This is a genomic window from Moorena sp. SIOASIH, from assembly GCF_010671925.1.
Classification (GTDB): domain Bacteria; phylum Cyanobacteriota; class Cyanobacteriia; order Cyanobacteriales; family Coleofasciculaceae; genus Moorena.
In genome coordinates this window covers 1,067,537-1,090,031 of the sequence record NZ_JAAHIH010000004.1, presented here as the reverse complement: position 1 = coordinate 1,090,031, position 22,495 = coordinate 1,067,537, and the positions used below count along the sequence as shown (strand labels likewise).

At 42.4% G+C, this 22,495-nt stretch carries 19 protein-coding genes; 15 read left to right on the top strand and 4 right to left on the bottom strand.

Annotation, left to right across the window (positions count from 1 at the left end; genetic code table 11):
- Positions 1-205 precede the first annotated feature (205 nt).
- The 3 genes from F6J90_RS26065 (at position 206) to F6J90_RS26055 (ending at position 2,753) form a co-directional block, all read left to right on the top strand.
- The gene (locus F6J90_RS26065) at positions 206-1,237 is read left to right on the top strand and encodes a GNAT family N-acetyltransferase (RefSeq protein WP_293100114.1); all 1,032 of its coding nucleotides are present in this window, start codon (positions 206-208) and stop codon (positions 1,235-1,237) included.
- Between the two features lie 39 nt (positions 1,238-1,276).
- Positions 1,277-1,408 carry a hypothetical protein gene (locus F6J90_RS26060; RefSeq protein WP_293100111.1) on the top strand — a complete coding sequence of 44 codons (132 nt, stop codon included), beginning with the start codon at positions 1,277-1,279 and terminating at the stop codon, positions 1,406-1,408.
- A 190-nt stretch (positions 1,409-1,598) separates the two neighbouring features.
- The gene (locus tag F6J90_RS26055; protein ID WP_293100108.1) at positions 1,599-2,753 is read left to right on the top strand and encodes a glycosyltransferase family 4 protein; all 1,155 of its coding nucleotides are present in this window, start codon (positions 1,599-1,601) and stop codon (positions 2,751-2,753) included.
- Between the two features lie 247 nt (positions 2,754-3,000).
- Here F6J90_RS26055 and F6J90_RS26050 read toward each other — a convergent pair whose 3' ends face one another.
- A complete protein-coding gene (locus F6J90_RS26050; RefSeq protein ID WP_293100105.1) occupies positions 3,001-4,668 on the bottom strand; it encodes an alkaline phosphatase family protein in 1,668 nt (555 codons plus the stop codon).
- A 398-nt stretch (positions 4,669-5,066) separates the two neighbouring features.
- On the opposite strand from F6J90_RS26050, the gene F6J90_RS26045 reads away from it, so the two are divergent.
- The 5 genes from F6J90_RS26045 to F6J90_RS26025 all read left to right on the top strand — a co-directional run bounded on the left by F6J90_RS26045 (position 5,067) and on the right by F6J90_RS26025 (position 12,870).
- Positions 5,067-6,794, top strand: coding sequence for a cellulose-binding protein (locus F6J90_RS26045; protein ID WP_293100102.1), 1,728 nt, complete (start codon positions 5,067-5,069; stop codon positions 6,792-6,794).
- Between the two features lie 373 nt (positions 6,795-7,167).
- Positions 7,168-8,211 carry a glycosyltransferase gene (locus tag F6J90_RS26040; RefSeq protein WP_293100782.1) on the top strand — a complete coding sequence of 348 codons (1,044 nt, stop codon included), beginning with the start codon at positions 7,168-7,170 and terminating at the stop codon, positions 8,209-8,211.
- A 188-nt stretch (positions 8,212-8,399) separates the two neighbouring features.
- Entirely contained in the window at positions 8,400-8,573 is a 174-nt protein-coding gene (locus tag F6J90_RS26035) for a hypothetical protein (protein WP_293100099.1), read from the top strand.
- Between the two features lie 12 nt (positions 8,574-8,585).
- Positions 8,586-9,803, top strand: a complete 1,218-nt coding sequence (locus F6J90_RS26030) for a glycosyltransferase family 2 protein (protein ID WP_293100096.1) — start codon at positions 8,586-8,588, stop codon at positions 9,801-9,803.
- Between the two features lie 874 nt (positions 9,804-10,677).
- A complete protein-coding gene (locus tag F6J90_RS26025; RefSeq protein ID WP_293100094.1) occupies positions 10,678-12,870 on the top strand; it encodes a tyrosine-protein kinase domain-containing protein in 2,193 nt (730 codons plus the stop codon).
- 396 nt (positions 12,871-13,266) lie between these two features.
- Here F6J90_RS26025 and F6J90_RS26020 read toward each other — a convergent pair whose 3' ends face one another.
- Positions 13,267-13,539 (bottom strand): hypothetical protein, encoded by a 273-nt coding sequence (locus F6J90_RS26020; protein ID WP_293100091.1) that lies wholly within the window; start codon positions 13,537-13,539, stop codon positions 13,267-13,269.
- A 204-nt stretch (positions 13,540-13,743) separates the two neighbouring features.
- Between F6J90_RS26020 and F6J90_RS26015 the strand changes: the two genes are divergently transcribed.
- The 5 genes from F6J90_RS26015 to F6J90_RS25995 all read left to right on the top strand — a co-directional run bounded on the left by F6J90_RS26015 (position 13,744) and on the right by F6J90_RS25995 (position 20,119).
- On the top strand, positions 13,744-15,009 hold the full coding sequence (locus F6J90_RS26015; RefSeq protein WP_293100088.1) for a glycosyltransferase family 4 protein: 1,266 nt from the start codon (positions 13,744-13,746) through the stop codon (positions 15,007-15,009).
- A gap of 63 nt (positions 15,010-15,072) precedes the next feature.
- Positions 15,073-16,095: a glycosyltransferase gene (locus F6J90_RS26010; protein WP_293100085.1), complete on the top strand. Its 1,023-nt coding sequence runs from the start codon at positions 15,073-15,075 to the stop codon at positions 16,093-16,095.
- Between the two features lie 256 nt (positions 16,096-16,351).
- Positions 16,352-17,710, top strand: coding sequence for an oligosaccharide flippase family protein (locus F6J90_RS26005; protein WP_293100083.1), 1,359 nt, complete (start codon positions 16,352-16,354; stop codon positions 17,708-17,710).
- Between the two features lie 148 nt (positions 17,711-17,858).
- The gene (locus tag F6J90_RS26000) at positions 17,859-18,653 is read left to right on the top strand and encodes a 2OG-Fe(II) oxygenase (RefSeq protein ID WP_293100080.1); all 795 of its coding nucleotides are present in this window, start codon (positions 17,859-17,861) and stop codon (positions 18,651-18,653) included.
- A gap of 110 nt (positions 18,654-18,763) precedes the next feature.
- On the top strand, positions 18,764-20,119 hold the full coding sequence (locus F6J90_RS25995; RefSeq protein WP_293100077.1) for an O-antigen ligase domain-containing protein: 1,356 nt from the start codon (positions 18,764-18,766) through the stop codon (positions 20,117-20,119).
- Here the strand turns inward: F6J90_RS25995 and F6J90_RS25990 are convergent.
- A complete protein-coding gene (locus tag F6J90_RS25990) occupies positions 20,116-20,247 on the bottom strand; it encodes a hypothetical protein (RefSeq protein ID WP_293100074.1) in 132 nt (43 codons plus the stop codon). The two genes, F6J90_RS25995 and F6J90_RS25990, sit on opposite strands and share 4 nt — an antisense overlap.
- A gap of 60 nt (positions 20,248-20,307) precedes the next feature.
- On the opposite strand from F6J90_RS25990, the gene F6J90_RS25985 reads away from it, so the two are divergent.
- Together F6J90_RS25985 and F6J90_RS25980 are read left to right on the top strand one after the other, a co-directional pair.
- The gene (locus F6J90_RS25985; protein ID WP_293100071.1) at positions 20,308-21,318 is read left to right on the top strand and encodes a glycosyltransferase family 2 protein; all 1,011 of its coding nucleotides are present in this window, start codon (positions 20,308-20,310) and stop codon (positions 21,316-21,318) included.
- Between the two features lie 258 nt (positions 21,319-21,576).
- Positions 21,577-22,158, top strand: coding sequence for a serine O-acetyltransferase (locus tag F6J90_RS25980; RefSeq protein WP_293100068.1), 582 nt, complete (start codon positions 21,577-21,579; stop codon positions 22,156-22,158).
- A 4-nt stretch (positions 22,159-22,162) separates the two neighbouring features.
- Here the strand turns inward: F6J90_RS25980 and F6J90_RS25975 are convergent, their stop codons facing one another.
- Positions 22,163-22,321 carry a hypothetical protein gene (locus tag F6J90_RS25975; RefSeq protein WP_293100066.1) on the bottom strand — a complete coding sequence of 53 codons (159 nt, stop codon included), beginning with the start codon at positions 22,319-22,321 and terminating at the stop codon, positions 22,163-22,165.
- Positions 22,322-22,495 lie beyond the last annotated feature (174 nt).

Here is a 22,495-nt window from a genome sequence, read left to right as displayed (position 1 = left end):
GACCCTACAAGTAGAGTTCCTGCCTAAGTCCTGAAATAAATAGATAGGCGAATATCAAGGCAGCTATCTAAATCGATAAATCCAATACTCAAGCGTTCGCTACGCGAACGCTTACTTTGTCTTACCTTTGGTCAAGATTAATCAAGCAATTCACTAAGGCATTTCTAATACTTATAGTCACAAAAATTAATTATAGGAATAGTCAATGAGCCTATCAATTACCAAAACCTATCTCGCTAATTCTGAAGAATGGGACAAAATTTGGCAAAAATGCAATTATTCAACTTATTTTCATTCAAGAGAATGGGCTGAAATCTGGAATACCTATACTCAAGGAGAATTTCGCCCAAACCCTCTAATCATCTTATTCTCAGATCAAAAAAGAGCTTTGATTCCCCTTTCATATAAACTTGGAAATCAGAAATTTATCAAGAAATACTCATCCTCACCAGACGGAACCTTTGGAGGATGGATTTCCGCAGACGAACTTACTATTGACCATGCCATTTTACTAGTTAAATTTCTAGATAAAAATTTTTGGGGTAAATTAAGTTGGCGAGTAAATCCTTACAATGAACTAGCTAGTAAAGCTGTAGCCATAAGTTGTGTCAGTGAACAAGAGGAAGATACAACTCACGCAATTAACTTAGAAGTGGGTTTTGAGACAATTTCCAAAACTTGGAAAAAGGGCGGTAATTCTATGGCTCGAAAAGTCCGAAAAGCTATCAAGGAAGGAGTTTCAGTAACTACAGCATCTACCCTAGACCAATGGTGGGAATATTATCAAGTTTATCAAGATTCATTACGACGATGGGGAGATAATAGTCTTGGTAGCTATAGTTGGGAACTTTTTAAAACAATTTTTCAACTTAAGTCACCTAACGTTAAGCTTTGGCTCGCCTACTATCAAGACCAAATTATCAGCGGAGCACTATGCTTCTACGCCAAGAAACATGTGGTGTATTGGCATGGCTCATCCTTAGAAAAATACTTGAATCTAAGACCAGTTAACTTGGTTATGTATGAAATTGTCAAAGATTCTTGTGAACAAGGATATTCTTGGTTTGATTTTAATCCTAGTGGTGGATTGCCAGGAGTTATAGCATTTAAGAAAAGTTTTGGAGCCGAGCCTCTTAACTGTTATATGATCTATGTTGATCATAAGTTGAGGCGTATGGTGAAACCCCTAAAACCTTTAAAGAAAATCCTAATGCCGTATTACCCTAGAGCTAACTAGGCCAAAGGGTTTATTTTTTATACAGCGTTTTTCATAACTATGAGGTACACAGGATTTTTTCACTCTTGCCCGCCCCCCTTACTAAGGGGGGTTAGGGGGGATTCCTCTTGCCTCTTGCCTCTTGCCTCTTCCCTGCTCCCTGCTCCCTACTCCCTGCTCCCTAAAACCTAGAAGTTTGTACTTCACCGAATTGCAAACCGCTGTATCTAAAAACCATGACATTAACCAGCCAAATCCTGGAAAATCAATAAATTATCAATTATTTTAATAATAGTGATGCTTGAACATCAAATCATCAACTAATAGTGAGCTATAATTGAAGCGGTACGTTTGATGGCAAGATTCAACCTTTGTGAAATCGATGAAGCAGCAGTTGAGAGTTGGGTTTTTCTCTTTTCAGAACTATTTAGATAAAAATACTTTTTCTGGCATACTTTATTATATGCATAAGTCTCTGGCATCAAGAGACATTGAGTTGATTAATCTCGGCAATCCGAAAGAAATATCGAATAAAAAATCCTATTGGAATAAGCTAGGAAAGCCTATCCAATTAATGGATTCACTTTTATGTTTAAAGTATCACGGTCAAAATAAACAGCTCAAACGATTCATAGTTACAGTTCAAAAGCAGTTAACCGAAACTCCATGTGATTTACTGTTTTGCCCGGTTGCCTCAGGAGAATTAAGTTTTCTTGAGACTAAGATTCCTATTCTTTTTTTATCCGATGCTACTCCGAAATTAATTAACAATGAGTACTATAAAAGTTACGAAACATTAGAAGAATTTTACCTAGCTGAAAAACACGAAAATGGTGCAATATCAAAATCTAATAAACTAGTTTATTCTTCAAAATGGGCTGCTAACTCTGCCATTAGTGACTATCAGGCAGATCGAGATAAAGTTGAAGTAATTACCTTTGGAGCCAATTTAGATGATATCCCCTCAATAGATCAACTATTTTATAAATCTAAGGCTTCCCGTTGCCGTTTATTGTTTATTGGGAAAGATTGGCAGAGAAAAGGTGGAAATATTGCCTTTAACACTCTGAAATCTCTGCTCAGCATGGGAATTGACGCCGAGCTAGTTATGGTTGGTTGTATACCACCGGAGGAAATTAAGCATGAGCGGCTCAAGGTCATTCCTTTTTTGAATAAAAATATTCCTGAGGAACGAGAGCGACTTAATCAATTATTTCTGCAATCCCATTTTTTTATATTTCCCACTCGTGCTGATTGTTCACCAATTGTGATTTGTGAGGCTAATGCATTTGGTCTCCCTGTAATCACAACTGATGTCGGAGGAATCCCGACAATTATTCAAGAGGGTAAAAATGGTTATATGTTAACGTTATCTGACTCAAGTGATCAGTATGCTAGTGTGATAGCAAATAACTTTCGTGATCGGGCAGTCTATAAACAGTTAGTCAAGTCTTCTAGAGAAGAATACGATCAGTGTCTCAATTGGGATAAATGGGCAGAACGTATACATCGTGTGATGATAAGCATGTTCAATTGATTCCTGTGGGAGTTGTGATATTTGTAGGACTTACGCAAATACCTCAATTTAAAGCTACCTGTAGGGTGGGCAAAACCTTGCCCACCCTACCCATGGAGTCTGTGCGTAAGTCCTGATTTGGAAGAAAGTGAAGAGGGGAAAGAGGGTAAAAATCTCCTCATCCCCTCTTTCCCTTATCCATCATTTCTAATTTAGAAAGACTTTATGAGGGCAACGTTTCTGACCACACTCTAAGGCAGTAGGCATATCAACTATTGACAAGCTCTGTTGCTAGCAATGGTAGTGGCTTACCTTCAAAGTATTCAGGAATTGGTGCACCCATCAATTCCAAAATTGTGGGGGCAAGATCAAGAGCATGACCCCTTCCGAAGTTAACACCGGACGCAATACCTGGACCATTAGCGATGATAAATCCCTCAGAGCGATGGCTGCCAGCACGATAATGGGGTACAGGACCAATACGTCCGACATCAGGACTTTCAACCACATCTGTGGCATACTCATCTTGCCAGACAATTACCAAGTCAGGATCAGACAGCTTAGGATTTCGATCACTAGCCGACTTCCGTGTCTTGATGATGTCCTTGATCATTGGTACACCTTTTCGGGCATCTTTAAGAGCGTAAAGCTTTTGGATCAGTTCATCACACAAGGCATCATACTCCGATGGGGGTACCAATCCTTGTGGTTCTCGTCCCTGAAGATTGATACGGATATATCCTTCTGCAAAGCTTGGTAGGGCAAACGCTTTCATCTTGGGCCAGAGCGGCATATACCAAGAAGCTGGTTGGTAAGGTACTACATCGGTTTCCTTAGTGAGCCTGAATGGGGAGATCAGATCTGTTTCTTTAGAAGAATCTAACCATGGCTCGATTAGTTCGAAAAGCTTGGTGGGAGTTTCTCGTCTCAAAAACCTTCTAATGGGATTAGGGTCATACTTAGTACCCCACAGATGTCGCTCCCAATAGTTCCATTTCATTTTGGTCATGATTGCTTCTAGGGGTGTTCCCAACTCACCCCCATTAGCCAGGGCAAATTTGCCAGGGAAACTATGGCGATATAAAAACTCAGCCAGGAAGGTAGTGCTGGGCACATCCATGGTGTTAGGACCCATGCCATGAGCGGAGAAAATCACGACATGAGCATCCTTTGGTGCTTTGGCTAAAATCTTGCCGATTGCTCGATCAATGGCTTGAAAGCCTTCGAGCATGGGATCACCTGAAACACGGGGACTCAAATCCTCATAGAGAGGATGCTCCGGTTGACTCAACTGCCAGAAATTGTGACCCAGTGAATGGGCTTCCCCAAACACTGTTAGAAACAAGTTCCAAGAATCTCGTTGCAAGAGGTCTTGACAAATAGTAGCGCGACGGCCAATCCCTGTCTCGAGAATTTTCTGAAGTCGAAGTGTTGCCTTTAAATCGAGACACACTGAATAGTCGTTATGGAGGCCTGGATGTTCTCCATGTTTGTCCACCAGTTCTTGGAAGAGTGAATTCGGTAAAGACCCGCTAGCGACTTGAGGAGAATGGGCTCCCCAAGCTAAAACCTGCAGACCATTTACCTTGTCAGAGAGCCGAGCTTGAGGCATGTCAAAGACGGCTACTCGATAATCTTCACCCAGGGCATAAAATGGAGAATACTCATTATAGTCATAAGCTGCCTTGGTGTAGAAATCATAGGTACCTTCTCGAAATCCCAAGAAAGACCAGAACCCAGTTTTTTCAGGTGAGCAGCCAGTCAAAAATGTTGTCCAAGGCGTTTCTGCACTAAACGCTTCAAAGTTTTTCAGGCGTCCATAGGTTCCCTGGTCCCGCAGACGACGCATAGTCTGGAGATGTCCCTGAGACATCCATTTCTCAATCACAGAGGGCTCAGCTGCATCTAGTCCAATGGCAATAACAGGCTTTTTCATTTCTCTGAAAGTAAATGTTAATACTGGAGATACAACCTGCAACTTAACCAGGGGCATTTGTGAATCTTGGCAAGTCTTAGAGTGGCATTAAACTCGATTTGGTCTATCTTATACAACAGCTAAGGTTTACCGTTATACCCCTGCTTTTATTTTTACCTATGGATTGACCAAAATCCTGATAGTTATATAAATTTATGAACAAGATTAACTTAAAGTTATATATGATAAACTTTTGAGAAAAAATTTTTTATAAACAATCCGGATAACTGGATTTTTTCAAGTATATATTAGTGTTGATAATTCCCAGGTCAGCTTTCAGCAGTCAGCAGTCAGCTGTCAGTTTACCAATCAATATCCAATTATCAAGTCAGTTTTGCTAGCCCTGATAGTTAAAATTAGTGTACAGTATATTTTCTCAAAAAATACCAATAATTACATTATTTTTTTTTAGTTTTTGTCTAATTTTATTAATTGGTTTAAATCCAACATATCCTGAAAAAGTTTATCATAAACTACCTAATTTATTAAGTAAGTTAACGTTTCCAAGCTATCCGGCTAAAACTAGTAACTTAGGAATTAACCTTAATGGAATTGCTGATTGGTCAACTGAACTTCCTTTCTTAGATGCCTTCAAATCTTCGAGACCATGGATTACTCAATGTGTCTCTGGAGAAACAGGCTGTAGTGGTTCGTGGGATACTGAGGAATACGATAAACTCGATTTAGACGAACAGGGCTGGGTTAAGTCTTTACCTGCTCCAGAAGCTCCTCCTGAATATACTCGTGTGGCTACACTACTTTTTACAGGGATGAAAAATTATCCAGCTGGAAAGTATGTGGTTTTATACGATGGAGAAGGCACTATAGAATACAAGTTTGATGCCACCAAAGATGAGGTAGCGTCAAGGCCAGGAAGAGATGTAATTAATGTCACTCCATCTGGGGCTAGTATCTATTTAATAATTACCTCTACGGATCCTAATCACACGGGGAATTATATTCGCAACATTCGTCTTGTTCAAGCTAAGTATGAAGATACTTACGAGTCTGAACTATTTAATCCGGAATTAATCAATAAAATTAAAAAATTTCAAGCCATCCGTTTTATGGACTGGATGGAAACCAATCATTCTAAGCAAGGGGAATGGGCAAATAGACCAAAAGTAGATGATGCCTCCTACGCTTACGGTAAAGGTGTACCTGTAGAAATCATGGTTAAACTGGCCAATCGAATTGGTGCTGATCCATGGTTTAATATGCCCCATCAAGCTACAGATGACTATATAACTAATTTTGCCAAAATAGTTAAAGATACCTTAGATCCAAATCTAACGGTTTATGTGGAACTGTCTAATGAAGTGTGGAATTGGCAATTCCAACAAGCTAACTATGCCTTAGCTCAAGGTCAAGCTAGGTGGGGCAAGCATAAAGGAGATGCATACATGCAATGGTATGGAATGCGCACTGCTCAAATGTCTGATATTTGGAAAAATGTATTTGGTAGTGACAGCAATAAAGTTGTGTCTGTTATGGCTACCCATACCGTATGGCTTGGTTTGGAAAATGCTGCTTTGGATTGTCCTCTGTGGGTAGCAGAGGGTAATGCTCCTTGTTATCAACATAGTATTGATGCTTTTGCGATCGCGGGATATTTTAATGGCAGTTTAAACGCGGAAGAAAATGAAAGCACCATCGAGTCTTGGTTGAATGAACCCGATGGGGGAGTGTCAAAAGCGTTTAAGCAGATTAAATCCGGGGGGTTACTTCCCACAGACGAAGACTATGAGAGCTTAACTGATACTTATAAACTTTTTAACTATCATCAACAAGTAGCAGATAAGAGAAAACTACAGTTAGTGGTTTACGAAGGTGGTCAACATCTTGTCAATTCCGATAATCAAAAACTAACCGAGTTTTTCATTGAGCTTAATAGACATCCAGAAATGTACAAAATTTATACACAACTCCTGAATGAATGGAAGAATCATAACGGTGGCTTATTTATGCACTTTTCTGATATCAAGAAGCCGACTAAATGGGGCAGCTGGGGGGCTTTAGAACATGTATACCAAAAGAGTTCACCCAAGTATGATGCCTTAATAGACTTTATCGATCAAAATTCCTGATCCTGTAAACTTCCCTAGAAAGCTGTACAAAGGTGAATCTGTTACAGTTTAATCTGGCTAAAATCTTTCAGTAAGCATTCAGCTATCAGTTATCAGCTATCAGCTATCAGCTATCAACTTATGGGCTATGCCCACGCTACTTGAGTGGCTATTGGCCAACGGCTGACCGCTGACAACTGATCACTGACTACTGACTACTGACCACTGACGGCTGACGGCACCTCAAGTAGCGTGAGCCTTTGGCTCACGGCTGAATGCTTAGATCTTTCACCCACAACGAGAGCGTTAGGGAAACAGCTTTTCAGTGCTACCTCTGCGTTTCAATTCCTTGCCTCGTGCAAGAAAAGAGCTAAATTCTCAAGGCAGTTAAATGATGAACACTCTCTCAGCTGTAGAATACAAACCCCAAGGTGTGAAGCAAATTGGATTAGTTGTGATTGGACGCAATGAAGGTGAACGCCTACGCCAGTGTCTACTGTCTGTAATTAGGAACGCCGCTCGTGTGGTTTATGTCGATTCTGGCTCCACAGATGACAGTGTGGAAATCGCTCATTCTTTAGGGGTAGAGGTGATTGGACTCGACCTATCTAAACCGTTTACTGCGGCTCGTGCTAGGAATGCGGGATATATCTATCTCAAACATTTAGAGCCAAATCTTAAGTTTGTCCAATTCGTGGATGGGGATTGTGAGGTAGTAGCGGGATGGCTCGACTATGCTCAAGGGGAACTGGAAGCCAACCCTAATGTCGCTGTAGTCTGTGGTCGCCGACGAGAGCGCTTCCCTGAAAAATCTATATATAACCGATTGTGCGACATGGAGTGGGATACACCAGTAGGTGAAGCTTCCGCCTGTGGTGGTGATGCAATGATGCGCACAGAAGCTTTTGAACAAGTCGGAGGGTTTAATCCAACCCTAATTGCTGGTGAAGAACCGGAACTGTGCTTGCGGCTGCGCCAGAGGGGTTGGAAGATTTTTCGCCTAGATGCTGAAATGACTTGGCATGATGCCCAAATGACACGTTTTAGTCAGTGCTGGAAGCGGTTCTTGAGAGCAGGTCATGCTTACGCTGAGGGAGCCTGGTTACACGGTCACACTCCAGAACGCCATTGGGTGAAAGAAAGCCGGAGCATTTGGTTCTGGGGGTTACTCTTACCCCTATTAGTATTCGCGATCGCATCGCTCACCCATGGCTTGAGCTTATTGCTGTTGCTGGGTTATCCTCTGATGACTTACCGGATCTATCGTCATAAGTCCCAGACAGGTTTTAGCTCAACAGATGCTTTACTTTATAGTCTGTCTTGCATGATCGGCAAGTTTCCTCAGGTCCAGGGTCAGATTCAATTTCACCTAAATCGATTGCTAGGACAGCGTAGTAACTTGGTTGAGTACAAAACTGTACTTAATAGTAACAGTTAGATATAGCAATTATCATAGCTATGAGGTACACAATTTCTGGATTTTAGGGAACAGGGAACAGGGAACAGGGAATAGGGAATAGGGAATAGGGAATAGGGAATAGGGAACATTATAAAAGAGATATGATTAGATTTTAAAACATATATCAGCTTTATATTTATTTATTTCAAAAAAATAACGAGTATTTAGTGGATGTAATATACAGCGTTTTTCATAAGTATGAGGTAAACAGGATTTTTTCACTCTTGCCTCTTGCCTCTTGCCTCTTGCCTCTTGCCTCTTGCCTCTTGCCTCTTGCCTCTTGCCTGCTCCCTGTCCCTGCTCCCTGTTCCCTAAAAAAAATAACTTATTTTAAGCTTTAAGGATGTTGAATTGTGTTAGCTAATCAGCCATTAATCTCATTGATTGATATTCCATTCTTGGTAATAGCATTTGCCCTTATCGTTCCAATTACAGTTCTTTTTATTGAATGTAGTGCAGCAATTTTGCCTAATGCTTCTGAGCCATGGTCGGATGCTAGCAAACCCCGACCAACAGTGGCTGTTTTAGTGCCAGCTCACAATGAAGCCTCTGATATCAGTGCCACCCTGGAAACATTACTACCTCAGCTTACAGAGCAAGACCGACTAATAGTGATTGCTGATAATTGCACTGATGACACCGCAGCAGTGGCTCGGAAATCTGGCGCTATTGTAATTGAACGACAGGATCATGAGCGCAGAGGTAAGGGATATGCCTTAGACTTCGGTATGGGGTTTATTGAGCCTAATCCACCGGATGTCGTGGTAGTGGTTGATGCAGACTGTATCGTTGCTGAAGGAACGATTTCAGGGATTTCCGGCCTTGCGTACGCTAAACAACGACCGGTTCAGTCAACTTACTTAATGACACAACCAGACAAACCGGTAGTAAAGGATTTGATCTCTACCCTGGCGGTTAAATTCAAAAATACAGTCCGTCCGAGTGGGTTACATCGACTGGGCTTGCCTTGTTTGTTAACAGGTTCAGGAATGGCTTTCCCCTGGTCAGTGATTTGCAAAATCTCTTTGGCTGGCAGTAAAACAGTTGATGATATGCAGTTGGCTTTGGATTTAGCGATCATCGGACATTCCCCAATATATTGCCAGGAAGCAGGAGTCACAGGTCGTCTGATGAAACAGGGTTCAGCAAAGAGTCAAAGGTCACGCTGGGAGCATGGTCATATCGAGACTTTGCTAAACCAAGTTCCTGAGTTGCTCAAAGAGTCTATTCGTCAAAGACGTTTCGACCTATTAGCGTACGCATTAGACTTATGTGTGCCACCATTGTCCCTATTGGTTCTAATTTGGGTGGCTGCTACAGGGGGAGCTTTACTCGGGGTAGCCTTGGGAGCATCATGGATAAGTAGCATTGTGTTACTAATTGAAGGGGTGCTCCTGTTAATTGCGATTGTTGAAGGTTGGGCTAAGTTTTGCCGAGCAGACTTTCCGCTCCTGATGCTCTTAGCTGTCCCGATTTACATTCTGTGGAAAATTCCCCTCTATCTGGCTTTTCTGGTGGAACCTCAGACCAAGTGGATTCGCACAGAACGGGATGCAGTGGATACCCAATAATCGTAATCAACTGGGGTGCATCTCAATATTTGTAAAAAAGACGGGAAGTGTGGGGAGGGTGGGAAGTGTGGGGAGGGTGGGGAGAGGGGGAGATAAGAACCCACCCCTAACCCCTCCCAGGAGGGGAATATCGGGAGATGGGGGAGATTTTTATTAAGGGTAATTGTCATAACATGATATTAGCCTTCTATTGCCGAAGAGTGTTTTTGCATGCATTGAGATGCACCCATCAACTGATTCTACTAGGAGAGATCATTCTCTGGTCCTAGGTATAGAATTGTTATAGCGATAGGATTGCTAATTAATTGTTTACTAATCATGGTTAATTAAATTTTTAATGCCATAATTTAGCCCACAAAATTATCCTTAGGCTTACGGATTTTGGATATAAATATTTTATATTTTGCCCACAAAACCTATCAAAGATGGTAGCATCATAAGTGTATTATCAAAGAAGTGTATTATCAAATATAATTAAACCGGCGGCGGATCATACCAAGTAGTTAAAGTAGGACTACAGATCCAGATGAGGAGATGGTAAGATTAAATTTATCTGTAGCCGTAATTAAAATAATTGGTATCAACTTGATTTACATTTCTTAATATTAAGAAAGTTTGACATGACAAAAGTCTTGTGAAAAAAAGACTATAAATAACCGAAACAAAAGGAGTTGAGGGCACTCCGGAATATTGATAAATTTTGCTTCTAAATCAATCAACTATAGCATCGATGTGAAAAGGGTTATCAACCTGGACAATCCGGATTATTGCCCTGAGAGTTGGTAATTATTAGTGTCTCCCTGCAAAAATTAGCATCCTCTTGGATATACAACAGGGGGCTGAAACCTTATCAACTAGTAAAAGGGGCAGACAATTGCAACAACTAACATTAAACGAGCCAGATGAGTTCAATACTCCTCAAAAAGGATTAAATCTCGGTCCGCTTTTGAGGATTGCCCGACGGCAAGCCATGGTGGTTTCAGGGATTGCAGGTTTAGTGACTGTTGCTGCTACCTTTTTGAGTAGCAAATCTCCCTCTATATATTCAGGTAATTTTCAGCTGTTAGTCGAACCAGTCACATCTGCTGCAGCAATATCCACTGAACCAATGACACTTACTCGGGGTCAGGGAACAATACCTGGTGCGGGAAATTTTGAACTGGACTATGCAACTCAGATTAAAATCCTAACCAGTCCTGAAATCTTATCTAAAATCGTCAATAAAATTAAATTCCAGTATCCAGAGTTTAACCTTGGGCTACTTCAGTATTCTTTAACAGTTGAACGTCTCGAAGAAGAAAGTCAAGGTGAAGATACTAAAATCCTATCAGTTACTTATAGTGGGACAGATCCCAAACTAGTAGAGTTGGTCTTAAAGACAACAGCTGAAGAATATGAGAAGTATAGTTTAGAAGACCGCAAAACCCGCATTGGTCAAGGGGTTGTATTTATTAATGATCAACTTCCTAAATTACAGGATCGAGTTAATAGTCTCCAAGGAAATTTGCAAAACTTGCAACAGCAATATCAGCTAATTGAACCTCAATTTGATGGGGAACAGTTGTCAGACAAAGTTCGTCAAATTGGCGACCAAAAAAGAGATACAACCAGGCAGCTACAAGAGCTAATAAACTTAAAAAACAGCTTACAAAGACAATTAAAGCTATCGCCAAATGAAGCTTTAGCTTCTTCTGCCTTGAGTGAAGATCCTAACTATCAGAAGTTACTGGCGGATCTTAAAGAAATAGAAAGTCAAATTGCCATAGAATCCGCCCGCTTTCAGCCAGAGAGCCCTAATATTCAAACCCTACTAGAGCAACGGCAAAACCTACAAAATCTTCTCAATCGGGAAGTACAACGGATTCTGGGTCAGAACTTAGGAGGTCAACCGATTAACCCCCGAGTGCGAACCCTTCAAAATCCAATTCGTTTACAACTGATTCAACAATTGGTTGATACCACCAACCAAATTGAGGTACTACAGGTTCGTAATCAGGCTCTGATACAAACCAAAAACACTGTTGATCGCGAAGTCCAAGAATTCCCGATTTTTGTCCGTAAGTATAATGATCTACAGCGGCAGTTACAAATTGCTACTCAAACTCTCAACCAACTAGAAACTCAGAAAGAGACCTTGCAGGTGGAGAAAGCTCAACGGGAAGTGCCTTGGGAGATAGTTTCTCAACCTCAGCTTTACCGCGATCCGACCGGTCAACCGATCGCAGAATCTAGTCAGAATAAGTTGATACTTCTAGGAGTTATGGGTGGTTTAAGCTTAGGGATGGGTACAGTTCTCCTTTATGATAAGTATCGGAATATTTTCTATGACATTAAGGATATTGAAGAAGGCCATAATTTACCTGTTTTAGGAGAAATACCATTTAGTAAAAATCCTGAACTATTCAATAATTTGAGTGTAGATTTTGACAACGATGAGGACAGAAGTTATGAGGATCATCGATTTAAAAAAGCATTCGACTCTCTCTACACTAACATGCATTTCCGCTTCTGTAATCCACCCCTTCGCTCCATCGCCATTTGCTCGGCTATGGCTGGGGATGGTAAGTCTAGTGTCGCCTTAAACCTAGCTCACATGGCAGCCTCCAAAGGTCAGCGAGTTCTATTAGTAGATGCTAATCTCCATTCACCTGAACTTCACACCAATTTGAATTTACAGAACTTGCGAGGACTCAGCGATTTGCTATCAAACGACCAAGAGGTTGTGATGGAGCGATCGCCTTTCTCAGATAATCTTTTTGTGTTGACTTCTGGGCAATCCTTAGTAGAATCTGCTCCAGAGCTGGGGTCTACTCGCATGGAAAAGATTATGGGGCATTTTCAGGAAAAATTTGACTTGGTTATCTATGACACTCCTAATCTACTGAACTATACAGACGCCAATTTCCTGGCTTCCAATACAGATGGAATATTGATGGTGGTCGGATTAAGAGGAACTAAGAAATCTCGATTCAAGCAAGTCCTCGATCAAATAGACAGGTTTGGCTTAACCTGTCTGGGCGTAGTAGTTAATCGTGTCCAACCATCTTCCTTGACTGTCTCACCCTAGAACATCGGTTGTTGAAGGTTAACCGGTTGAAGGTTATTTGGTTGAAGGTTGAAGGTTATTTGGTTGAAGGTTATTTGGTTGAAAGTTATTTGGTTGAAGGTTATTTGGTTGAAAGTTTGAAAGTTGAAGGTTATCTGGTGGAAGGTTTGAAGGTTTGAAGGTTATCTGGTGGAAGGTTTGAAGGTTATCTGGTGGAAGGTTTGAAGGTTATCTGGTGGAAGGTTTGAAGGTTTGAAGGTTATCTGGTGGAAGGTTTGAAGGTTATCTGGTGGAAGGTTAAAGGTTCTAACCTGCCACCAAAACTAACCTACCCTACTCGAACGCCAAAGGCTCTCAACCTTTAACCTTCAACTTTCAACCTGCCAACCTTTAACCTTCAACCTGCCAACCTTCAACCTACCAACCTTCAACCTGCCAACCTTCAACCTTCAACCAACCAACCTTCAACCAGCCAACCTTCAACCAGCCAACCTTCAACCAACCAACCTTCAACCAGCCAACCTTCAACCAGCCAACCTTCAACCTGCCAACCTTTAACCTGCCAACCTTCAACCAGCCAACCTTTAACCTGCCACCAAAACTAATTCTGCCGGACAGGATATTACCTATCCCCGATGCGATCGCAATCCGGATTCTGAGTTCACACTCAGTAAGAACAATTAGGAACATACTGTCACCAAAGTTGCTTTCGCCTGAGGAGGCGGCAAAATTGGTACGGACAATGGAGCCTAATCAGGTGATGTTAATGAAGGCGTTACATCCCTTGAAACATTTGAAGATTTTTCTCGATCTATTCCATCTCTTAGATAAGGTGTCAATCTACGAACTACGAAAAATTAATAGAAACAGACATACGGTTGCCCCGAGTTCACGATGACAATTGCCTATCTAGTTAATCAGTATCCTAAGGTAAGTCACAGCTTCATCCGGCGAGAGATTGCAAGCCTTGAGGCTTGCGGTATTCAAGTCAAACGTTTTTCTATCCGTTCCTGCGCTTCTGAACTAGTTGATCAAGCCGATCAACTAGAGCTACAGAAGACTCGATTTGTCTTAGGAGTTGGAATCGTGGGCTTGTGTTTTAGCCTATTACGCACTGCCTTAACCAGACCGATACGTCTTTTGAAGACCTTAGGGCTGACCCTCAAAATCGGCTGGGGTTCAGACCGAGGAGTTTTGAATCATCTAGCCTACTTAGCTGAGGCTTGCCTTGTGCTGGGTTGGTTTTCCGAGTCAGATATTGAGAAAGTTCATGCCCACTTCGGAACAAACTCAACTACAGTAGCGATGTTATGTCATGCTCTCGGTGGACCATCTTACAGCTTCACAGTTCATGGTCCAGAAGAGTTTGATAAATCCCAACTTCTCGCCTTAAGAGAAAAAATCAACCGAGCTGCTTTTGTGGTCGCTGTTAGCTCCTTTGGCAAAAGCCAGCTTTATCGATGGTGCAGCCACAATCAGTGGTCAAAAATCCATGTGATTCACTGTGGTGTGGATGAGATGTTTTTGAGTAAACCCCATACCCCCATACCAGACGTGCCACGCTTAGTTTGCGTTGGTCGCCTCAGTGAACAAAAAGGACATCTACTCTTGATTGAAGCGGCGCATCAGTTAGCGGCTGAGGGCTTGCAGTTCAAGTTGGTACTAGTGGGTGATGGACCGTTGCGATCGCAAATTGAAGCAACTATTGCCCAGTTGGGTTTGCAAGACCACATTCAGATTACTGGCTGGGCTAGTAATACTGAGGTTCAGCAACAAATTTTAGCAGCACGAGCCCTGGTACTGCCCAGCTTTGCGGAAGGATTACCAGTTGTGCTCATGGAAGCTTTAGCCCTGGGTCGTCCAGTGATTACTACTTATGTTGCCGGGATACCGGAGTTGGTGAGTGATGGTAGCTGTGGTTGGCTGGTGCCACCAGGCTCTGTTGAAGCCTTAACCGCAGCAATGGCTGAAGCCTTAAACTCCCCGGTGGAAACCCTGGAGGAAATGGGTAAAGCTGGGGCGGAGCGGATTGCTAGGCGGCATGATGTCGCAACAGAAGCCAAGAAATTGTCAGCCCTATTTCTATCTAATCCTGAACTACCTCCAAAGCAAGCTCCCATTGAGGCAGCACCAAGTAGTACTAAGCTCTCACGCCTTTAAATTGTGAATCGGGACAACAGATAACCATTTTCAATAATTTCCCTTATTTGTAACAGTTAGCTGATGCGTTTTGTATTTTTGCTTCCAGACTTTTCAACAAGCACCACTTGGCAGCTAATATACCGTGTCCTTAGCCGTCCTAAGCTAAAGCCAATTCAGAGTTGGGTCAGGCGTAGGTGGCTTTATAAATCCGAAGTAAACGGCGGAGACCTGAATATCATGCGTCACTGCTTGGCAGCTCGGGAATCTGGGGCTGATGCAGTAATTGCCACCATGACTGGTCGTAACACCTTTGGGAATACTTGGGGGATTCACAATCTACCCTTTATCCGTTGGGCAGATCGTCGTCCGGATGATGTATGCATTATTCCTGATTGGCTGACACTATTGATTAATGATGTCAAAGGACCAGCGATCGCTTATCTCCAGGTTCCAATTTTGGTTAAAGCTGATTTTGACTATCGAGATAGCCGTGTGGCTCTGTGGACAGACTCTCCTTTTATGAAGGAAATATGCGAAGCCACTTATCCTGGCAAGGACATTGAGATCGTTCCCAATGTCGTTGACAACAAGGCATTTCCATTTATTCCTCAATCAGAAAGAGAAGCAGGTTTGGTGTTCGCCTTTCCCAGAAAAGGTCCTGAGTTCATCACCGAGACTGAGGAATGGTATCAAAAGCTAGGTGGTACCTACTGGAGATTTGAGCGTGTGGATGGACTTCCCTTTCACGAACTAGCAAAGCAGTTTAGACGACCACAAGTCTTCCTGGCATCTGCAGAGGTTGAGGGTTGTGCCCTTCCTCCCCAAGAATCCATGGCAGCAGGAATTGTGGTAGTCGGTAAGACTGCCCGTGGGGCAAATTTCTGCATGGAACACCGTAAGACTGCTATGGCTGCCGAGACTCCTGAGGCTGCAGCACGATGTCTTTTGGAACTAGAGAATGCAGAACTTCGTGACAATATTTCACGCAATGCTCACGACTATATCAGTCGTTATTTCTCATCTCAAGAGCCAGCCCGTTTCTGGCAAAAGACCGTTCGCGAGTATTCATCTGGTGCTCAACAACTATTATCTACATCGCCGTAACTTAAAACCTAAATGTAAGCATTCAGCTATCAGCGTGTCGCGTATCAGCTATCAGCTAAAGGCTTATGGCCACACTACTTGAGATGCTTTTGAATAAAATAAGCTGACGGCTGACGGCTGACGGCTGAATGCTTACACCTACATTACACAACATGCTCAGATATCAGCTGTAGAGCCCTTTAAAACTAACTAAATTATCTGATGCCTTTAAGTCTGCAACCCCACCCATCCCGTCTACCTACTCGGAAATCTAACCATGTCCTCATCACTTAAAAAACAACTCCTCCGTGGGGCTATTTGGACAGTAGCTGGTTATGGAACAAGTCAGTTTCTGAGACTGGCAAGTAATCTTGTTCTGACCCGCCTGCTTGCACCAGAGTTTTTCGGCTTAATGGCTCTAGCCAATGTTTTCATCATTGGCTTACGGTTATTCTCCGATGTCGGCATTGGCCCAAGCATCATCCAGAATAAACGTGGGGATGACCCAGTTTTTCTGAATACTATCTGGACTATTCAGGTTTTGCGGGGAATTGTGCTGTGGGTGGCTTGTCTTATAATTACTTGGCCAGTTGCCCACTTTTATGATAACCCGCAGCTGTTAGGGCTGATGCCAGTAATTGGTGTGATACCACTGATTGAGGGATTCAACTCCACTGCTGTGTGGAGCCTCAACCGCCAGATGGCATTTGGCAAGATGATGATGTTTGAGCTGGTGGGGCAATTGTCCGGCCTGATCTTGATGGTCGCTTGGGCTTTTATCAATCGGACAATCTGGGCTCTTGCTATTGGAAATGTGCTGACGGCATTGGTCAAAATGGTAATGAGTCATTGGTTAATTCCCGGAACATCAAACCGCTTTACCTGGGAGAAAGAAGCAGCTAACAGCATCTTTTCCTTTGGGAAATGGATATTTATTTCAACGGCGCTTACCTTTCTCGCGACCCAAGCCGACCGACTAATTCTAGGCAAATTGTTTTCATTCACACTATTGGGGATTTATGGTGTTGCCTTTAATTTAGCATACCTACCTTCTCAGGTAATCTCGGCAATTAGTTCCAAGGTGCTTTTGCCAACCTTTTCTCAGCTGGCTGATTTGCCTCGGGAAACCTTTCGGATCAAGATTTGGTACAATCGCCAACTTATCCTAGTGGTTGCAGCGTTGATGTTGACAGTCAGTACTGCCTTTGGGGATGTTGCGATTTTTATCTTATATGATGAGAGGTTTTATGAGGCGGCTTGGATGTTACCAATCCTGACTTTAGGCATCTGGCCTGCATTATTAATTGATACCGTTCAGCAAGCCCTGATGGCTCTTGGAAAGCCAAACTATAACGCTTACAGTCAATTGGTCAAGAGTCTTAATGTTTGTATTGGCATACCCCTAGGATTTTATCTGATGGAAAAGTTGGGCAATGGACCACTCGGAGCAGTAGTCGTGATTGCTTTCAATGACATTCTCCCTTATCTAGTAATAACTTATGGTCTCTGTCGTGAAGGGCTTTCCTTTATTAAGCAAGACCTCTGGGCTACTGCACTACTGTTGACCTTACTGATGTGGGTGATTTGGGCTCGATATATGTTGGGTTTTGGATATCCCATCAGTGGACTTTTTTAAAACAGGGAACAGGGAACGGTGAACAGGAAACAGGGAATAAAAATTATCACAATTCCTACAGTCATTGCTATTATTTTTGAATAACAATTCCATTTTTTTGAGTACAACAATAAATATTTAATCATCAAAAAATCAATTGGAGAATAAAATGGATTCAAAATTAAACTATTGCCTAGACCCGGAAAAGTTAACTAACTTTGCAAAGGATCATTGTGAAGTATACGCCCAGGCTGAGCCATTCCCACACATTATCATGGATAACTTCTTTCCAGAGGATATACTAGAGAATATTCTGAATGAATTTCCTAAAGCTGATGCAATTGATTGGCAAAAATTTGAGGCTGCACCAGAAAAAAAACTGGCTTCAAAATCGGAATTACAAATGGGAGAGTACACCCGATTTTTTCTTTATCAGCTCAATTCATCAACTTTCCTTAACTTTTTAGAAACCTTAACTGGCATTGATGGAATCATCCCTGATCCTCATTTTGTGGGTGGTGGCTTACATCAGATCGAAAAAGGTGGTTACTTAAAAATCCATGCTGATTTCAATCGCCATACAAAATTGCGCCTTGACCGCCGCTTAAATCTTCTGATCTATCTCAACAAAGATTGGGAAGAAGACTATGGTGGTTATTTTGAAATGTGGGATACAGAGATGACTCAGTCTCAGAAAAAAATTCTCCCCGTCTTCAACCGATGTGTGATATTTAGTACTACAGATTTTTCCTATCACGGACATCCTGAGCCATTAACTTGTCCAGAAGGACGGACTCGGAAATCCTTGGCACTTTACTACTACAGCAATGGCAGACCAGCTGAAGAGCTTTCCAAGGGTGGTGATCATTCTACATTATTTAAGGCTCGACCAGGAGAAAAAATACAACTGAAAAAATCTCCAGTAACCAAAGTCAAGAAATTTCTGAATAACTTAATGAGTTAAGTTAGGAATTTATCAAACAACTCTGTTCACGTTTATGCCCAAAAAAGCCAATGAGTTTTTTAGTCCCCATCGTCATGTTCGGCTGGATTCCAGTTGTTCTTTATCTCTTCATGAGAATTCCAGCTCAGCGGGCAGTCATTGTGAGTTTCATCGTAGCATGGCTATTCCTACCCGTAGCAGAATATGCGTTGCCTGGTCTACCTGACTATACTAAGATGTCGGCAACTTGCTACGGTATTTTGTTGGCTACGTTTATATACGATGTTGGGCGTTTTAGCTCCTTTAAATTCAGCTGGATTGACGTGCCGATGCTAATTTGGTGCCTATGTCCATTGGCTTCATCTATTACGAATGGCTTGGGGGCTTACGATGGGTTATCTACTGTTTTGACGCAAACCTTGACCTGGGGAGTACCCTATTTTTTCGGTCGGATATATCTCAATAACTTGAGTGGATTGCGTGAATTGGCAATTGGCATTTTCATGGGGGGGTTGGTATATGTTCCCCTATGTTTGTACGAAATTCGCTTTAGTCCCCAGCTCCATAGGATATTGTACGGCTTCCATGCTCATCCTGACTTTGGCCAAACCATGCGTTACGGGGGATGGAGACCGACAGTATTTATGATCCACGGTTTGCCAGTGGGTCTGTGGATGATGGCAGCTAGTTTAGTGGGAATTTGGCTATGGCACACTGGGGTGATCAAACAACTGTGGAATATTCCGATGAAGTGGCTGGTAGCTGCGTTGTTGATCACATTTATATTGTGCAAATCTACTGGTGCCTATTTCTTACTACTCTTAGGAGTTGGCATCTTGTTTGTGGGCAAGCATTTGCGCACTGCTTTACCAGTATTTCTCCTAATTGGGCTTATTTGTTCTTACTTATACATTAACTCACAGACTGAAACCTACGTTAGTGATCAGATTATCTCAAATGTATCGAGTGTGGTTCCTGAAGAGCGTATCCAATCCTTACAGTTTAGATTTGATAATGAAGAGTTACTTGTAGATAAAGCACGGGAACGGATCGTGTTTGGCTGGGGAGGATGGGGAAGAAGTCTGATATTTAATGACAACGGTGATCAAGTTACAGTTCCAGATAGTTTGTGGATTATTGCCTTTGGTGAAACTGGTACTGTTGGATTAGCCAGCCTGACCATATCCTTACTAATGCCGGTGTTGACTATGTTTTGGTTCCGTTGTCCAGCGGAGTTGTGGCCAAAGCGGCAAGCGGCACCAGTGGCGGTGCTGACGGTGGCTGTAACGTTGTACATGGTAGAATTTCTGGTCAATGCCCATGGTAATCCAGTCTTTGTATTGGCTTGTGGAGGACTATCAGGATTGGTGGTCAAAGAACCTACAACCAATAAGGTTAAAAAAGCCCCTGCATTGGTAGCCCAGCGTTCTCGGAATCAAAATCGGAATCAAAATCGGAATCAACGGAGACAAGTTCAACGGAATTAGGGATGATATAGCAGGGAGTAGGGAGTAGGGAGTAGGGAGTAGGGAGTAGGGAGTAGGGAGTAGGGAGTAGGGTAAAAAAACGTGTTAATTTTTACGGTTTTAAAAACGCTATTTTTTGATTCAAACAATATCAAAATAACTAAGAATTAATTATTCTTTAATAAGCTAAATGAAACACAAAAATAGTTATGTATAATGAAATAAAAAACAATACTCTAAATTCTTTACTTATAGTAATTGTTAACTACAAAACCCCTGGTTTAACTATTGATTGCTTACGCTCTCTAGCAGATGAAATCCCAGGTTTATCGAATACTACGGTAGTAGTGGCAGATAATGCCTCTGGGGATGGATCGGCTGTTGCGATTAAAAATGCGATCGCAAACGAGAACTGGGATAGTTGGGCATCGGTGAAGGCACTAGACCACAATGGTGGATTTGCGTTTGGCAATAATGCTGTGATCCGCCCAGCCCTGAAGTCTAATCACCCACCGGATTATGTGTTGTTGCTCAATCCAGACACCATTGTTCGTCCTAGGGCGATCAAAACCCTGGTGGAGTTTATGAGTGACCATCCCCAGGTGGGTATTGCTGGCTCTCGCCTGGAAGAGCCTGACAGTACCCCTCAGTGTTCAGCATTTCGGTTTCATACCGTGCTCAGTGAGCTAGATTCTGGTTTGCGTCTCGGTGTGGTATCGAAATTATTATCGGAGTGGGTAGTTTGGCCACCGATTCCTGACCAACCCTGTCCAACGGATTGGGTTGCTGGGGCAAGTATGATTATTCGCCGGGAAGTGTTTGAGCAGGTTGGCCTGATCGATCAAGCTTATTTCATGTATTACGAGGAAATGGACTTTTGCCTGCAAGCCCAGAGAGCTGGCTGGGAATGCTGGTATGTGCCTGAAAGTCGCGTAGTCCACTTAGTTGGACAAAGTTCAGGTGTTACCGACACCAAGCGTCCACCCAAACGCCGACCCCAGTATGTCTTTGATTCTCGGCGACGGTATTTCCTCAAAAACTATGGTTGGTTTTACGCTGCTCTAGCGGATCATGCCTGGGCTTCTAGTTATTTATTGTGGCAATTGCGCCGAGTGGTTCAAGGTAAGCCCGATAATGACCCACCCCAGTTACTTAGTGATTTTCTCCGCAATAGTGTGTTTTGTAAAGGTGGTGCCTTTAGTAGTCCGAAGATTTCGTGATTAGCTTTTAGCTATCAGCTATCAGCTATCAGCTTTCAGCTTATGGGCGTGCCACAGGCTAGAAGCCTGTTCCACAAAGCTGATGGAATCTTCCCGATTCCCAAATCTTCATTCTCAATTCTTCATTCTCAATTCTTCATTCTCAATTCTTCATTCTTAATTCTTAATTCTCAATTCTTAATTCTCAATTCTTCATTCTTAATTCTTCATTCTTAATTCTTCATTCTTGATTCTTAATTCTAAAAACAGATTATGGTGATGCCAACAGATTTAACGGCAAATTCTACCGAGCCAAAAACGGATAATTTGGTACTTTTGCAACAAATTAAAGAAGATTGGAAGGCCCATGGTTGTGATTGGACTAAGCCTGGATTTCGGGCTGTGGCGGTGCAGCGGTTTGGAGTCTGGAGAATGAAGATCGAACCGAAGTTACTACGGGCTCCCTTTAGTATTCTATACCGAGCATTATATCGTAAAGTTCGTAATACCTATGGCATTGAATTACCTTACACCGTAAAGCTTGGTCGCCGAGTAATTATTGAGCATCAAAGTGGGATTGTTATTCATGGGGATTGCAGCATTGGTGATGATAGTATTCTGCGTCAAGGGGTCACTTTGGGTAATCGTTACTTAGATCGTCCTTTCGATGCGCCCATTTTAGAAAAAAGTGTCAATGTTGGTGCTGGTGCTAAGATTTTTGGCAAGGTTACTATCGGTAATGGGGCAAATATTGGTGCTAATGCTGTAGTTTTATCTGATGTACCTGCTGGCGCAACAGTAGTGGGAATTCCTGCTAAGGTTATTAAGGTGCGTTCTTTTGAAGAGAACGGCTCTAGTTGAGATGTCAACAAGGGAATCGGGAATCGGGAATCGGGAATCGGGAATCGGGAATCGGGAATCGGGAAAGAGAGGGGAGTGTGGGAAGTTGCGTAGGGTGCGTTAGGGACGGGGGATTCTCGGTAGCCAGTGTTAGGAGAATCCGTCCGAAAATTGTAACGGGCAAGATGCCCATTCCACCCACCGGGTCAAACAGTAAAAATGAGAGCTTGTAGGGTGGGCAAAGAAAGTTTGGTTAGTTTTGAGTCCTTTAGATTAGATTACTTTGCCCACCAGACTTCAATTGGTATTTTTTTTCGTTGCTGAATTGAAGTATGAATGCGTGATCCTATGGTTTTGG

Excerpts from the sequence above, each read along its gene's own strand:
- F6J90_RS26065 (WP_293100114.1), top strand. The coding sequence starts at position 206 with ATGAGCCTATCAATTACCAAAACCTATCTCGCTAATTCTGAAGAATGG.
- F6J90_RS26060 (WP_293100111.1), top strand. The coding sequence starts at position 1,277 with ATGAGGTACACAGGATTTTTTCACTCTTGCCCGCCCCCCTTACTAAGG.
- F6J90_RS26055 (WP_293100108.1), top strand. The coding sequence starts at position 1,599 with ATGAAGCAGCAGTTGAGAGTTGGGTTTTTCTCTTTTCAGAACTATTTA.
- F6J90_RS26050 (WP_293100105.1), bottom strand. The coding sequence starts at position 4,668 with ATGAAAAAGCCTGTTATTGCCATTGGACTAGATGCAGCTGAGCCCTCT.
- F6J90_RS26040 (WP_293100782.1), top strand. The coding sequence starts at position 7,168 with ATGAACACTCTCTCAGCTGTAGAATACAAACCCCAAGGTGTGAAGCAA.
- F6J90_RS26020 (WP_293100091.1), bottom strand. The coding sequence starts at position 13,539 with ATGTTCCTAATTGTTCTTACTGAGTGTGAACTCAGAATCCGGATTGCG.
- F6J90_RS26015 (WP_293100088.1), top strand. The coding sequence starts at position 13,744 with ATGACAATTGCCTATCTAGTTAATCAGTATCCTAAGGTAAGTCACAGC.
- F6J90_RS26010 (WP_293100085.1), top strand. The coding sequence starts at position 15,073 with ATGCGTTTTGTATTTTTGCTTCCAGACTTTTCAACAAGCACCACTTGG.
- F6J90_RS26005 (WP_293100083.1), top strand. The coding sequence starts at position 16,352 with ATGTCCTCATCACTTAAAAAACAACTCCTCCGTGGGGCTATTTGGACA.
- F6J90_RS26000 (WP_293100080.1), top strand. The coding sequence starts at position 17,859 with ATGGATTCAAAATTAAACTATTGCCTAGACCCGGAAAAGTTAACTAAC.
- F6J90_RS25995 (WP_293100077.1), top strand. The coding sequence starts at position 18,764 with ATGAGAATTCCAGCTCAGCGGGCAGTCATTGTGAGTTTCATCGTAGCA.
- F6J90_RS25985 (WP_293100071.1), top strand. The coding sequence starts at position 20,308 with ATGTATAATGAAATAAAAAACAATACTCTAAATTCTTTACTTATAGTA.
- F6J90_RS25980 (WP_293100068.1), top strand. The coding sequence starts at position 21,577 with ATGCCAACAGATTTAACGGCAAATTCTACCGAGCCAAAAACGGATAAT.